This window comes from Sebaldella sp. S0638 (genome assembly GCF_024158605.1).
Lineage (GTDB): Bacteria > Fusobacteriota > Fusobacteriia > Fusobacteriales > Leptotrichiaceae > Sebaldella.
The window spans coordinates 1-14,546 of sequence record NZ_JAMZGM010000018.1 but is presented as its reverse complement, the minus strand read 5'-3'; the positions used below and the strand labels follow the sequence as shown (position 1 = coordinate 14,546).

The window sequence follows — 14,546 nt, the reverse complement described above, 5'->3', positions numbered from 1 at the left end:
AGACCCTGTTATCTGAAAGATTATCTGAAAAGTATTTCAGGGTCTTTTAGTGGAATATTGATATATTAAGAAGTTTCTGTTTTTAAAGAAGTCCTGTAATTGCACCTATAAGTGAAACTGCCAGTATAACTATCATAATCATAATCATTTTCTGATTTTTATTATTCAGCCACCAGTAGATTCCTAAAACTGCTGCAAGAGGAAGCAGTCCGGGTACAATCCCGTCAATTACATTCTGCAGCACAAACGGTTCATTTCCGTTTCCGAAATTGATAACAAGGGGAGAAGTAAGTTTCACATATGTAGAAGATAAAGCTCCCATCATAAATAGTCCGAGTGTACTTGCACCAAGGATCAATTCTTTTATATGACCTGAATTTAATATATCTCTGATAGACGAACGTCCTGTTTTATAACCATAAACTGAAAGATTCAGCCCGATAGCTATCTGAATTACCGGCAGAGCCAGAAGGACAAAGCATCCTATTGGATTTCCCGTAGCAGACAGAGTAGCTGCAAGTGCGAAAATAATCGGTTTTAAGGTAGCCCAGTCAATAGAATCGCCAATACCGGCAAGAGGTCCCATAAGACCTGTCTTAAGACTGGTAATTGTTTCATCCTCAATAGGCTCCCCATTTGCTTTCTGCTCTTCCATGGCAATTACAATCCCGTTTATAAGTGAACCAAAAACAGCTTCTGTATTATAAAATACAAGGTGTCTCTGAAGAGCTTTTGAAAGATCTTCCTTATTAGGATAAAGCTTTTTCAAAACAGGAACCAGAGCTGAACAAAGACCCACAGCCTGAAGACGTTCATAAGAAATCCCCATTTCGCATGTCATATAGTATCTAAGCCAGTGGCTTCTTACATCTTTCACGGTAATTAATTTTTTTTCTTCATTATTTTCCATAATTAAGCCTCCTCACTTTTTCTTTTATACATAGTAATCAGAAGAACAGCGCATAATCCAAAGATTGCAGCCCCTATTACAGGCATTCCGCTGAATCTTATCATAAAATATCCTATAAAAAACCAAGGAAGCAGTTCTTTTCTTCCTATTACAAACATAGTAAGTGCAAACCCCAGAGCCGGAAGAAGTCCTCCTGCTACGCTGAAACCATGGATAATCCATTGTGGTACTGTATCCATAAAAGATTTCACCGCATCTGCCCCGTATAAGTTAGCAAGAAAAGGTATGGGAAAACGCATGAAAAAGCTTAATAAAGTAGGGTATAAAACATTACACAGAGTAATTTGTCTTGTGTTTCCCTCTTCAGCATACTTATCAGCCATATGAACAAAAATTACATTAATTGTTTTTCTAAGCTGGTCAACGAAAACACCCATTACACCCACAGGAACAGCAATAGCTATAGCCAGCTCAGGAGAAAGACCTGATCTCAAAGCAATAGGTATTGCAATAAGTCCGGCGAGACAGTCATCAGCCGGGAGATTTGATCCCGCAGCCACTAAACCAATATATAAAATCTGTACAGCAGCTCCGATAATAACGGCCTGTTTCACATCACCCATGATGAGTCCTATTAAAAGGGCAGAGAACAGCGGCTGACGTATTGCATGGGTAATAGCATATCCCACGTCGGTTTTCATAATCCAATAATAAATTCCTGTAAAAATACTTACTATTAACATATTATCCCCTCACTTTCTTAGAAGCTTTTTCTAATGATAATTTTTGTTCCTCAGGAGTTACCTGAAATGAAACTTCAGCTCCTGAATTTTGAATAAAAGCCAGATTTTCCACATCTTCCATATCAATGGAAATACCTTTCACCACAGAGGTTCTTCCGTTTCCGCTTCCAAGTCCGCCTATCTGAACCTGTTTAAAAGGAATTCCCAGCTCTACCACATCTTTTGAATCTTTGATATTTTTGAAAAGAACCAGTATATTTCCAGATGCATATGTGCCTTCTTTTGCCTTTGCAACAAAATCGTTTATAGAAAGAACATGGACTTTCATACCGGGCGGTGCAGCCATGATATATATTTCAGCCATATATTCATCTTTAGATAGCTGATCATTAACTACAACTATTTCTTTAGCAGAGATAGTATTGCTCCATTTTGTGATTACCTGTCCGTGAATGAGTCTGAAATCAACACGAACCAGCTTAATACCGTCTATCATTTTTTCCTCATCTCCTCCATAATTTTTCTTATATCTGATATGCCTGCGGTTCCTGCAGAAATTAATCTTTCGGCTGTAGTACCGCAGTTGTCGGAATCTTCACATTCTTCTGGAGTTCTGCTCATTTCGGCTTCGATAAGAATAGGAAAATTAACACCGCTGATTACTGTATAATCCTTTCTTGCTGCATATATGGCAGCAACATTGGACGGAGTCCCGCCATATAAATCTGTTAAGATGATTGTGTTATCCGGAGCTTTTTCAAGGATTCCGGCGAGTTCTTCGGAAAGTTCCATAGGGTCTACACCTTCGTTTAATGAAAGGCAGTAAACATCTTTAAGCGGACCTAAGACCAGTTCGGCACTCTTTTTTAATTCGGCTCCGAAGTTCCCGTGTGTCATAATAATTATCCAGGGATAAGTATTCATAAATCTCCTCCAATCTTAATAAAACAACTATCCTCTTGATTTTCCGCCTGTAACATTGACAATTGTACCAGTTATATATGATGAACGCTCTGATAAAAGATATGTCACCAGATCAGCGATTTCATCCAGTTTTCCCACTCTTCCCAGTGGAAGGGTTTTAGCATAATCAGGAGAAACATCAGAAGGTTTTACACCGCGTGCATATGCGAATTCCGCGACATGCTCAGCATTACCCATAGGTGTAGGCTCATTAATTCCCGGTGCCACGCCTATAACTCTGATATTAAATCTTCCCAGTTCCTTTGCCCATGAAAGAGTAAATGCATTAAGAGCCCCTTTGGTAGCTGAGTAGATACTTTGTCCCAGAGACCCTTCATTGCCGGCTTCAGAACTTATGTTTACGATAACTCCGCTCTTTTGTCTAATCATAATACGGGCAGCTGCCTGTGAGCAAAAAAAAGCTCCTTTCAGATTAACACTCACCATAAAATCGAAATCTTTCTCGCTTGCTTCGCGTTCAGGGTCATTATTGTAATAATCTACAAGGAGTCGCGGGCCGTGGACAGCGGCATTGTTTACTAATCCGTCAATTTTTCCAAATTTCTTTACTGTTTCCTCCATCAAAGAATCTACTTCTATTTTTTTAGAAATATCACATGTAAAATGAAAAACATTTTCTTTTGATGCAAGCTCATCATTTTTGCTCTTATCTGCAATTACGACTGTTGCCCCGGCAGAAAGAAGATCTTCGACTATATGCAGGCCGATTCCCATGCTTCCTCCAGTGACAATAATAACTTTTCCAGTCATATCCAGCCATGTGTTACTCATAAAAATATACCTCCTTAAAATTTTACACATAATGACGTCATGACGTCATACTGTCTTTGATGTTATGCTAGCATAATTTTTCATATATGTCAACGAAAAACTTTGATTTATGTCTAAAGTGATTAAATAAAGAAGTTAAATGCGATATCTTGATTTATTTGAAAATACCTGTTACACTATTGGGAAAGAAAGTAAGTAATAAATGTTACGAAAGGAAATATTAGCGAATGGATAAGCCTAGAATTGATAAATTAAGTCATATTCCGTTGTACGCACAGGTAAAGGATGATATGAAAGAGAAGATAAATTCGGGAATTTTATGTGAGGGTGATTATCTTCCTTCGGAATTTAAGCTGATGGAAGAGTATAACGTGAGCAGAACCACAATAAGACAAGCTATAGAAATACTGGTACAGGAAAATTATCTGGCGAGAAAGCGCGGAGTAGGAACACTTATAGCAAAGCCTAAGACTGACTACTGGGATCTGTCAGAGCTCAGAAGTTTTGACGAGGAAGCTCAAAGAAAGGGTATGGTCAGCAGAACAAAGCTGATAGACTTTAGTATAGTGAAATCCAATGATGAATTAGCAGATATTTTCGGAGAAAACGAGAAAGAATTTTATAAGCTGGAAAGGCTGAGATATATAGACGAATCTCCTTTGGAGCTGGTTATGACATATATTCCGAAGAGTCTTGCGGCAGGTCTGGAAAAATTTGATTTCTCCAGTAATTCATTATTTGATGTATTGTATAAATATTATAACGTAAAGGTAAATTATGCGGAAAAAACTTTCGCGGCAATAAATGCCACTAAAGAGGATTCCAAAGCACTGGAAATTATTCCGGAAACTGCCATCCAGCTTGTCAAAACAGTAACATTTGATGCAAATTATAATCCCGTGGAGTATTCTGTTTCAAAAGACCGGGGTCTTATTTCAAAATTTAAGATATCATTAAGCAGAAAAAAGAACAGATAGTATGACTTTTGCTATTTGATATTAAACAGGTTAAAAGAAAAAATAAATCGAGGAACGATGTTTGTTTTACAAAAATTTACATAAAATTTGGGTAATAAACAAAAATGATCGTTTTCTTTTTGTTTTACGGTAATTTTGGCGAAAAATTCAGTAAAGATATCATTTTGAATAACAATAATTTTAAAGACCGGATTTTCTCTAAAGCAGAATCCGGTCTTTATTTCAGCAGTTTAGTTTACACATGTCAAAAATAATATGTGGATTTTATAATCAGATATTCTCATCATATAACTATTGATCAAACAGATCTCTATTAAAAATAAAATTAATAAAATAAATTGACAATAATAAATGATTTTGCTATAAATAATTATATGTTTGTGTATGAAAATGAAACTGAATAAAATAACTTTATTTAAGGAGAATATTTATGGAAATTAATGATTCTAGCAGTCAGATAAGATTTATCAAAAAAAATATTTTAAAAATTTTTACACTGGGAATGCTTTTTTTACTTGTAATTCCAAGTTTTGCCGCAGCTAAACCCACTGAGGATGAGATAACTGACAGTTATCTGTACATGCTGGGAAGATATTTATTAATAAGGCAGGAAAACCAAGATGTAAATGTGGAAAAATTAGGTTATAATAAAATAAAATATAATTCACCGGGGTCATCGGAATTTGCCAATCCTAATCTGGATGTGGTGTATATGGAGTCATGGATAGCTGTTGATAAAGATAATGCTGTTATCTTAAATGTACCTGAAATAAAAGACCGTTATTATACAGTACAGTTTTTAGACGGGTGGGGTGAAGTGCTGACAAATATAAACGACAGAACATCGCCTGATCATCCGTACGGGAAACTCGCCATTGTATTAAAAGGGACGAATCCTAAAAATGTTCCAAAAGATGCTTTGAAAATAGAGGTTCCGTTTAACAAGGTGAAAATGCTTGCGCGTATAGAATTAAAAGGGACGCCTGATGAAGCTGTAAGATTACAGAAAATGTTTACTTTAGAAGTACCGGCAAATATAAAAATAGCTCCTGTGGTTAGTATACCCGACTTTACTAATTCAAAGCTGATAGGTTCTGAAATATTCTCAAAAACAGATGAGGTGCTGAAATCATATCCGGATTCTATGCCTAAAGCATCTGAATATCAGAAGACAGTTAAGAAAGTAGCAGATTATATGAAAGCTTCTGCCGAAAATAAAAAATATATTGATAACATTTTGGAAACAAAGGCAATTCCTAAATTTATAGAAAAAACAAATGGTTTTGGAGTGGAGAAAAACGGATGGGTTGTTACTTATGGAGCAGGTGAGTTTGGAAATGATATTATCCTTCGTGATATAGTGAATTATGCCGGAACTTGGGGAAATACAACAAATGAAGTAATTTATTTCGGCGGGATGAAAGATGTGGATACAGGTCAGCTGCTAAACGGAAACAATACGTATAAAATAGTATTTCCAAAAGAATCATTGCCGGATTCAATGGCTGAAGCATTTTGGTCAATAACACTTTATAATAAACCGGATTATCATGTAGCTAAAAATGCCTTGAATAAATACGGTTTAAATAATATAACAGGAGTGCAGAAAAACAAAGATGGTTCATTAACTGTCTGGATTGGTCCGGAACTTCCTAAAGGTGCTTTTCAGAAGAACTGGATTCCAACAGAAAAAGGACGGGAATTTATACTGAACTTTCGTTTGTATGTTCCAAAAGAGCCGGTAAAGAACGGGACTTGGTTTCCTCCTGTGATACAAAAAGTGAATAGTTAAATTATGAGATAAGTATAAAAAACGGATTCCATTTCCACAAGGGGAAACCGTTTTTTTATTTATATATGAAAATGAAAAAAACTATTATAAAATGATTCTAAAGATGGTAAAATAATTGATAGCAGCAATGATATGTATTATAGGTACTGCTGTAATATTAACAAAAAAATATTGCTTTAACAGAGTACATACAGGTCTGATGGTATCAATTATTATATTATATTTTTTTCCGTCAGTTAAAACATATTTTGACAAATAAAAAAAGCTGTATTACTCAGTGAATAAAGATCAAAGGATAATTCCTCTGTACACTCTAATTCAGAATACAGCTTTTTATTTTATTAATTATTAACAAATATAGTCTCAAAGACAAAATGCTCGTAAAGATGCTTTGTAGCTGAATATTCAAAAATACTTCCGTCATCAAGATAAACTTTTTTTTCCAGTTCGATACTGAATTTTTCATTTTTTATATTCAGAAGTTTTTTTTCTTCTTTGGTAAATTCTTTTCCCCTGATAAAAATATGCCCTGTTTTTATCTTTAGTTTTAGTACATCCTGTATATAATTATAAATAGAATGTTCCAGATGCTTTGGTTCAAGACCCTTTATCAGCGAAAGGGGCATATAGGTATATTCTATTGAATAAGGCTGTTTATTTATATATCTTATTCTTTCTATATGGTAAATATAGTCATCTTCAATATTCAAAATCTCTGCAATTTTTTCCGTCGGTTTTTCTATAAGAAATTTTACTATTTTGGACTCCACGTTTTTTTCGCCGTATTTGTCAGTAAGGTTTGATGTAGGTTCTATAATGAATTCATTATTCAGAATAGAATGCCTTTTCACATAAGTACCTGAACCCCTTCTTCTTATAAGCATTCCCTCACTTTCAAGAAGACCGAGAGCTTTTTTTACGGTGAGCTTGCTGCAGTTATAGATTTCGGCAAGTTCTGTCTCAGTGGGAAGTTTTGTATCAATTTTATATTTATTATTATTTATTTTATTTTTTACGTCATTATATATATACATATATTTTATTTTTGGTTCCATAAAATCCTCCTTTGATAGTGAATTATAACATATAAAATAAAATAAAACAAAAAGTATATACTTTTTGTTAAAAGTATTGCTTTTTTAAAAATTGAGTGTTATAATTTTTATAATTATGAGACAGGAGGTATTTATGGAAAAGAAGCTGATATTTCCCGAAGGCTTTTGGTGGGGATCGGCATGGTCTGCAGAACAGTCAGAAGGAACAGGGGCTACAGGGAAAGCGGAAACTATATGGAAACGATGGTTTAGTGAAGAACCCAACAGATTTTATGACAGAGTGGGGCCGGAGGTAACCACTGACCATTTTAACCGTTATAAAGATGACATAAAACTCATGAAAGAAACAGGACATAATTCTTTCAGGCTTTCTCTATCGTGGGCACGTTTGTTCCCTAACGGCGGCAGAGGTGAAATAAACAGAAAAGCCGTTGATTTTTACAGGGATCTTATGGGTGAAATGATAAAAAATGATATAAAACCTTTTATAAATTTATATCACTTTGATATGCCCATGGAATTACAGGAGCTTGGAGGCTGGGCATCACGTGAAACAGTGGAGGCATATGTTAATTATGCAGTTTCATGCTTTAAGGAATTTGGCGATCTTGGTTATCACTGGTTTACATCTAATGAACCGCTCGGGCCGATATTAGGAACATATCTTGAGGATTTTCATTATCCGAATCTTATAGATTTTAAAGAAGGAGCACAGGCGGCTTTTTATACAATACTGGCACATGCAAAAGCAATAAAGGAATTTAAGAAACTAAACCTGAAGTCAAAAATAGGAGTTATTTTGAATCTTAGCCCTACTTATCCGAGAAGCAGCAATAAATGGGATTTGGAAGCGGCGGAAATTGCAGATGCTTTTTACACAAGAAGTTTTCTTGATCCTATGGTAAAAGGGACTTTTAATAAAAAGCTGGTGTCTATTCTGAAAGAATATGATCAAATGCCTGATTATACAGAGGAAGATTTGAAAATAATATCAGAAAATACAGCTCAGATACTAGGGCTTAATTATTATGAGCCGAGAAGAGTGAAGGCAAGGTTAACTGCTGTTAATAAAAACAGTCCTTTTCTTCCTGAATGGTTTTTTGAACTTCATAATATGCCTGGAAAAAGAATGAATATATACCGCGGATGGGAAATATATGAAAAGGGAATTTATGATTTATGCATAGATATAAAGGAAAACTATGATAATATAGAGTCATTTATTTCTGAAAACGGTATGGGCGTGGCAGATGAGGAAAGATTTCTCGGAGAAAACGGACAGATCATAGATGAATACAGAATAAATTACATAAAAGACCATCTGGCTTATCTCTATAAAGCTGTAAATGAAGGATGCAACATAAAAGGATATCATCTGTGGACATTCATAGACTGCTGGTCATGGATAAATGCATATAAAAACAGATACGGGCTTGTTTCGCTGGATCTTGCCACACAAAAAAGAACAATAAAAAAGAGCGGGGAATTTTTTAAAAAGATGACAGAAGAAAACGGCTTTCTATATGATACTGACAAATTAGTATAATAAAAATTCGGAGGATAAATATGAAAAAAGATAAAAAAAGTATATCTGATTATTTTGGAATGGTAGCTGTAAAACTGGGCGGACAGATTCATCTGAGATCACTGAGAGACGGCTTTGCATCTATTATGCCTTTTATGATTCTGGCAGGTTTTGTGATATTTATTAATTATGTTATTTTGGAACCATCAGGATTTATGGGGAAAATAATAGACCCGAAAATTCTTACAAGGCTTCAGGAAATAGGAAGTTCGGTTTCCAACGGGACACTCGGTGTAATAACTATTATTGTAACTGCATCAGTTTCATATCATCTCAGTCAGAACAGAAATTTTAATAATGTACTTGCATCGGTATTAGTAAGTTTATCCACACTTTTTGTCGTGACACCTTTTATGAGTACATTTAAACCAGAAGGGCTAAATGAAAGTTTCGTGGTAAACGGTGTTATTCCTGTGAATTATACCAATGCTACGGGTATGTTCGTAGGAATCATAGTAGGGCTTCTTGCTACTGATATATTTATAAAGCTGTCTGCAAATAAAAGACTTCAGATAAATATAGCGGGAGATATACCGCCGGCAGTAATAAAATCATTTAATGTACTGATTCCGATTATGATAAATGTAATTGTTTTTGCAATAATTTCGTTTTTGCTGAATCTTCTGTTCAAAGTTGATTTTAACCAGCTTATTTCCATGATTATTACAAAACCTTTGAGTCATGTTACTACAAGTCTTTTTGGATTTTTATTTTTAATGTGTCTGGGGAATCTGTTTTTTGGATTTGGTATTCATCAGGCTGTTATTTCCAATCCTTTGCTGGATCCGTTCCTGCTGCAGAATATGCAGGAAAATATGCTTGCATATGCGAATCATCAGCCGATACCTCACATAATAACTTCTGCATTTAAAGATGTTTTTGGTATTACAGGAGGTTCAGGAAATACAATAGCTCTTCTTATAGCGATTTTTATATTTGGAAGAAGAAAAGACTATAAAGATGTGGCTAAAATGTCATTTATGCCTGGATTGTTCAATATAAACGAACCGGTGATTTTCGGTCTGCCTATAGTTTTTAACCCGTTTCTTATAGTACCATTTGTAATAGTACCGGTGTTTTCTCTGGTTGTTGCATATTTTGCCACGTCAATAGGGCTTATAAATCACGTGGTAGTACAGATTCCATGGACAACACCTCCGGTTATTTCGGCGTTTCTTGCCACAGGGGGAGACTGGCGTGCGGCAGTATTACATCTGATAATTATTATAGTTACAATATTTATATACCTTCCTTTTTTGAAAATGGATGAGCGTATGTCAAAAGCAGATATAGAGAATACTTCTGATGTAAAAGAGTAAAATTTTAAAATAAGAATAGAAAATAATTTTTTTAATATGTAATATCCGGAATTTGGGATATCGGTCTGTGTACTTTGTTTTTTACAGGGAGACAGACCGTTTTTTATTATTTGTGTTTACTGTATATTAGATAAAATACAGGCTTATGTTGTATAATAAATAAAAGTTTTGATAAATAGAGCAGCTTTTGGCAGAATAGTGTGCAAAAGATCTGATAAATCATAGAAAGGAAAATGTATATGAAGAAAATATATTTTTTATTTGTATTTTTACTGCTTTTATCGTGCGGGCGCAGAGCAGCAGGAACAGATGCGGTGGGGGACACAGCAGAAATCATAGCATATGTTCCCGGAACAAGGCTTATCGTAGCCGGAGAGAGTCTGAATCCGGAATATATTTTAGAAGTAGGTCTGGACAAAAAAATATCTGTTTTAGAAAATAAAAGTAATACTGTAATTGATAATCCCGAAGAAAAATACAGGGAGATTTTGGCTGAGATAAAGGAAGAACTCACAGCGAACAAGAAAATAACAAGATGTAAAAGAGAGCAAAGCATGTGGATAGGGGAAATGGGACTGAGACTGACAGTAGAAGGCGCAATCAGCGGGAATAAAGGAAAGATACTAGCGTGTTATCATAAAGGCAATAAGACTCTTATAGAGCCGAATTATCAGGTGAGAACTGATCTTCCCCTTGTAGAAGTGAGAATAGATGATAAATATTATGAACTGGCTTCTTTTACAGCTGTCCTCAGCTATAATAACAGAACTTTGCAGTAATTTTTCCAGAGAAAAAATAGAAAATCATAATGTTTTAAGCTTATTGGATTATTTTTTCGGTTATTTTATAAAAAACAACTGAAACGGGGTAGTGATAAATATGAAAAAGAAACCGGCGAACAAGAAAAAGACTAAGCTGACAATATATATAGTGCTCAGAATAATTGTAGTGGCAACAATGATAAGAGAGATATTTATACAGGACTGGCACAGCGTATTTATGTGTGTGCTGACTTTGATACTTTTTTTGATACCAAGTATGATAAAAAAGAGGCTGATGGTTCAGTTTCCCACATTATTGGAGAGTATAGTGGTATTGTTTATATTTTCAGCTGAAATACTCGGAGAGATACATAATTTTTACGGGATATTTCCGTACTGGGATACTATGCTTCACACAATTAACGGATTTTTGTGTGCGGCAATAGGATTTTCGCTTATTGATATACTAAACAGGAGTGAGGAATTCTATATAAAGATGTCACCGCTTTTCGTGGCCCTCGTTGCATTTTGTTTTTCTATGACAATAGGTGTCCTGTGGGAATTTTTCGAGTTTTCTGCTGACCGTTACCTAAGGACTGATATGCAGAAAGACCGTATAGTACAGATTATTTCCACTGTTGAATTACAGCCGGAAGGGAAGAATATACCTGTAGTAATCAAAAATATTAAATACACAGAGATATATTCAGGCAATGATGAAAATAACCTTGATAAAACAGTGATTGAAGGCGGTTATCTGGATATAGGGCTTATTGATACAATGAAAGACCTGATTGTAAATTTTGTAGGAGCATTTGTTTTTTCCATATTCGGGCTTCTTTACATTAAAAATCGGGATAAATATAAATTTGCAGCGAAATTTATACCGATTATGTATAAGGAAAAGACCTGATTTTTTAACAGCAGATATGGGATTAATAAAATTTATTTGTATTTTAAATATAAATATGGTATATTAAATTAAATAGCGGAGATGGAGCTCTCCATGGCGTATGCCAAAACCACATGTTTTTCATGTTAATAGCTTCTGCAATATTTTTGTTGTGGAAGCTATTATTTTTTTTACAGGAGGAATTTATTATGGCACTTAGTATGGCATTTATAGTTTTAGCGGGATTACTGCTGAATTATATATTTACAAAATTAAAATTACCGGGTTTTCTGGGGATGATTATTCTGGGAGTAGCAGCAGGGCCTTACGGATTTAATTTTTTGGATAAAAATCTTATTGAAATATCAGGAGATTTGAGAACAATAGCCCTTATAATAATTTTATTACGAGCAGGATTAGGAATCAGCAGAAGCGAGCTAAAAAAAGTAGGGACAATCGCATTGAAATTTACTTGTATTCCGGGACTTATCGAAGGTTTTACCGTTGCGTTTGTTTCGATGAAATTATTAGGATTCTCATTTATAGAAGGAGGAATGCTGGGATTTATAATTGCAGCTGTATCACCGGCTGTAGTGGTGCCGTTTATGATATTTCTTACTGAGAATAAAATAGGTACTGAAAAAGGAATTCCTACAATTATACTCGCAGGAGCTTCAGCTGATGATGTCTTTGCAATAACATTATTTACTGTATTTCTGGGTCTTTACGGAGGAAGCAGTGCTAATCCTTTTTTACAGGTTTTGGGAATTCCGCTGTCTATAATTTTGGGAACAGCTGTAGGGATAATAACTGGAATTATTCTGGTCAGAGTTTTTAAAAAATTTCATATAAGAGATACAAAAAAAGTGTTGATTATATTATCGATCTCAATTTTTCTTAAAGGTATGGAAAATTTTCTTCAGGATAAAATAGAGATTGCTTCACTTATAGGTGTGATGACAATAGGATTTATTATACTGGAAAAACTTCCTGCTGTGGCTGGACGTTTATCCGGGAAATTTAATAAAATATGGGTTTTTGCGGAAATACTGCTTTTTGTTTTGGTAGGAGCTCAAGTAAATGTTCATGTGGCGATAGATGCTGGTATGACCGGGATTGTGATAATTCTGGCGGGACTTGCAGGGAGAAGTATAGGCGGATATATAGCTACAATCGGGAGTAATCTGAATATGAAAGAAAGGTTATTTTGTATTCTGGCTTATATACCCAAGGCAACAGTACAGGCCGCAATAGGGGGAATACCTCTTGCAGCGGGAGTGGCTTCCGGAGATGTTATACTTGCCATAGCAGTACTGTCAATTATAATTACTGCACCGGCCGGGGCTGTTCTTATGAAATTATCATATAAAAATCTTTTGGAATAAATTACTGAAAAACTGTCTGAAATACAAGATTTCTTCTTCTATTTTCAGACAGTTTTTATTTTTATAAATTATCCGGCTGTAAAAAACATTCCATTTCAAAGTCATCCATTACGAAGCCGTTTCCAATATCATTTATACACTCATTAAAGACTTCAAATCCCATTTTTTTGTAAACAGCAATTGAGTCTGCATTATGCTTGTTAACAGTAAGATGTATACGAAGTGGCTTTTGAGCCAGAAAAGGTTTTAGTGCATGGTTAAAAAGCTGTTTGGCTATTCCCTTGCCTCGAAATTCTTTTTTCATATAAAATTTACTTAGGAAAATCCCGTCATTTTCAGGTACTATACAGCAGTAACCTGCATATTTACCGTTATATTCTGCAAAAAAATAAAGATAGCCGCTTTCTGACTGTTCTTTTATAATGTTTTCCGACTGAAAATTTTTCAGCATGTATTCGATTTGTTCTTTGCTGATAATGGAAATATAGCACTCATTCCAGATTTCATCTGCAAGTATTTCTATAATTTTGTAATGTTCAGGGTTCTGTGCTTTTTTGATCATAATGTTCATTTATATCACCGCCATAAAAAGATTATTTTTCAATAGTAAGTTTATTATATTAAAAATATATTTTTTAGTCAATGAGAGGGTAGTTTGTATACTTAAATAAAAATATTCAGCAATATATTTTACTTTAATATACTTCACAAAAATATATATATAATGATATTATATAAAATAAATCTAAAAATAATAAATTTTAAAAAAGCAATGAAAGGGAGAAGATTGGATAATAAAAAAAATATACATCAATATTATAAATTACCAGTAAAGATTATGCTGTCAATGGCACAATTCAGTATTATACTTAGTTTAGCATGGAAATTTGAACAGTATTTTATACAGTATAAAATGAATTATATTAATTTATGGATGTTGTTATTTAATATAATGGTTATTATTTTATTATTTAATATATTGTTATCATTAAGAAAAATAATTCATATGCTGATAAATTTCATGTGTAAGTATTTGGAGACTGGTAATTAAAAAAAATGGATATTTAAGCAAATAAAAGGGAAGGAATAAATATGGAAGTGTTATTAATATCAGGAATTTTATTTAGTTTATTTACAGCTTATACAGGAAATGAAAACTTTAATTTTACTTGTAAATTTTTAGGAGTGTTATTTTTTATCTTCATGATGCTGAATGCAGCGGATAATATATTATTTTTGGCATATAGTAATCCGGGCAGCATTGAGATAAAGAATGATTTGATAAACAGTAATAGTATGGTGTTAGTATGAAAAAGTGGACACAAAAATCTTGATTGTGTAAACTAATTGAGAGAAGGCAGGTGTCCGAAAT

The 14,546-nt window shown here is 34.1% G+C and carries 15 protein-coding genes and 1 riboswitch; of the genes, 8 read left to right on the top strand and 7 right to left on the bottom strand.

Going from position 1 to position 14,546, the window contains the following annotated elements; genetic code table 11:
- Nucleotides 1-82 precede the first annotated feature (82 nt).
- The 5 genes from NK213_RS07225 to NK213_RS07205 are packed head-to-tail and all read right to left on the bottom strand — an operon-like array spanning nt 83 to nt 3,408.
- Entirely contained in the window at nt 83-910 is an 828-nt protein-coding gene (locus NK213_RS07225; RefSeq protein WP_253348235.1) for a PTS system mannose/fructose/sorbose family transporter subunit IID, read from the bottom strand.
- A 2-nt stretch (nt 911-912) separates the two neighbouring features.
- Complete coding sequence (locus NK213_RS07220) at nt 913-1,653, bottom strand: PTS sugar transporter subunit IIC (RefSeq protein WP_253348234.1); 741 nt, start codon at nt 1,651-1,653, stop codon at nt 913-915.
- 1 nt (nt 1,654) lies between these two features.
- Entirely contained in the window at nt 1,655-2,149 is a 495-nt protein-coding gene (locus tag NK213_RS07215; protein WP_253348233.1) for a PTS sugar transporter subunit IIB, read from the bottom strand.
- Entirely contained in the window at nt 2,146-2,577 is a 432-nt protein-coding gene (locus NK213_RS07210; RefSeq protein ID WP_253348232.1) for a PTS sugar transporter subunit IIA, read from the bottom strand. Before NK213_RS07210 ends, NK213_RS07215 begins: the two co-directional genes overlap by 4 nt.
- A 27-nt stretch (nt 2,578-2,604) precedes the next feature.
- Nucleotides 2,605-3,408, bottom strand: coding sequence for an SDR family oxidoreductase (locus tag NK213_RS07205; RefSeq protein WP_253348231.1), 804 nt, complete (start codon nt 3,406-3,408; stop codon nt 2,605-2,607).
- A gap of 227 nt (nt 3,409-3,635) precedes the next feature.
- Between NK213_RS07205 and NK213_RS07200 the strand changes: the two genes are divergently transcribed.
- Entirely contained in the window at nt 3,636-4,385 is a 750-nt protein-coding gene (locus NK213_RS07200; protein WP_253348230.1) for a GntR family transcriptional regulator, read from the top strand.
- 430 nt (nt 4,386-4,815) lie between these two features.
- The gene (locus tag NK213_RS07195) at nt 4,816-6,177 is read left to right on the top strand and encodes a DUF1214 domain-containing protein (protein WP_253348229.1); all 1,362 of its coding nucleotides are present in this window, start codon (nt 4,816-4,818) and stop codon (nt 6,175-6,177) included.
- 341 nt (nt 6,178-6,518) lie between these two features.
- Here the strand turns inward: NK213_RS07195 and NK213_RS07190 are convergent, their stop codons facing one another.
- Nucleotides 6,519-7,232, bottom strand: coding sequence for a GntR family transcriptional regulator (locus NK213_RS07190; protein WP_253348228.1), 714 nt, complete (start codon nt 7,230-7,232; stop codon nt 6,519-6,521).
- A gap of 133 nt (nt 7,233-7,365) precedes the next feature.
- Between NK213_RS07190 and NK213_RS07185 the strand changes: the two genes are divergently transcribed.
- The 5 genes from NK213_RS07185 to NK213_RS07165 all read left to right on the top strand — a co-directional run bounded on the left by NK213_RS07185 (nt 7,366) and on the right by NK213_RS07165 (nt 13,174).
- Nucleotides 7,366-8,778 carry a glycoside hydrolase family 1 protein gene (locus NK213_RS07185; RefSeq protein ID WP_253348227.1) on the top strand — a complete coding sequence of 471 codons (1,413 nt, stop codon included), beginning with the start codon at nt 7,366-7,368 and terminating at the stop codon, nt 8,776-8,778.
- A gap of 20 nt (nt 8,779-8,798) precedes the next feature.
- Nucleotides 8,799-10,136: a PTS sugar transporter subunit IIC gene (locus tag NK213_RS07180; protein WP_253348226.1), complete on the top strand. Its 1,338-nt coding sequence runs from the start codon at nt 8,799-8,801 to the stop codon at nt 10,134-10,136.
- A gap of 239 nt (nt 10,137-10,375) precedes the next feature.
- Nucleotides 10,376-10,915 (top strand): hypothetical protein, encoded by a 540-nt coding sequence (locus NK213_RS07175; protein ID WP_253348225.1) that lies wholly within the window; start codon nt 10,376-10,378, stop codon nt 10,913-10,915.
- A 100-nt stretch (nt 10,916-11,015) separates the two neighbouring features.
- Nucleotides 11,016-11,810 carry a hypothetical protein gene (locus tag NK213_RS07170; protein WP_253348224.1) on the top strand — a complete coding sequence of 265 codons (795 nt, stop codon included), beginning with the start codon at nt 11,016-11,018 and terminating at the stop codon, nt 11,808-11,810.
- A 68-nt stretch (nt 11,811-11,878) separates the two neighbouring features.
- A riboswitch (Fluoride riboswitch) is annotated at nt 11,879-11,955 on the top strand.
- Nucleotides 11,956-11,998: 43 nt separating this feature from the next.
- Nucleotides 11,999-13,174: a sodium:proton antiporter gene (locus NK213_RS07165; protein ID WP_253348223.1), complete on the top strand. Its 1,176-nt coding sequence runs from the start codon at nt 11,999-12,001 to the stop codon at nt 13,172-13,174.
- A gap of 61 nt (nt 13,175-13,235) precedes the next feature.
- On the opposite strand, the gene NK213_RS07160 is transcribed toward NK213_RS07165, so the two are convergent.
- A complete protein-coding gene (locus NK213_RS07160) occupies nt 13,236-13,745 on the bottom strand; it encodes a GNAT family N-acetyltransferase (protein ID WP_253348222.1) in 510 nt (169 codons plus the stop codon).
- 521 nt (nt 13,746-14,266) lie between these two features.
- On the opposite strand from NK213_RS07160, the gene NK213_RS07155 reads away from it, so the two are divergent.
- Nucleotides 14,267-14,485: a hypothetical protein gene (locus tag NK213_RS07155; RefSeq protein WP_253348221.1), complete on the top strand. Its 219-nt coding sequence runs from the start codon at nt 14,267-14,269 to the stop codon at nt 14,483-14,485.
- Nucleotides 14,486-14,546: the final 61 nt, after the last annotated feature.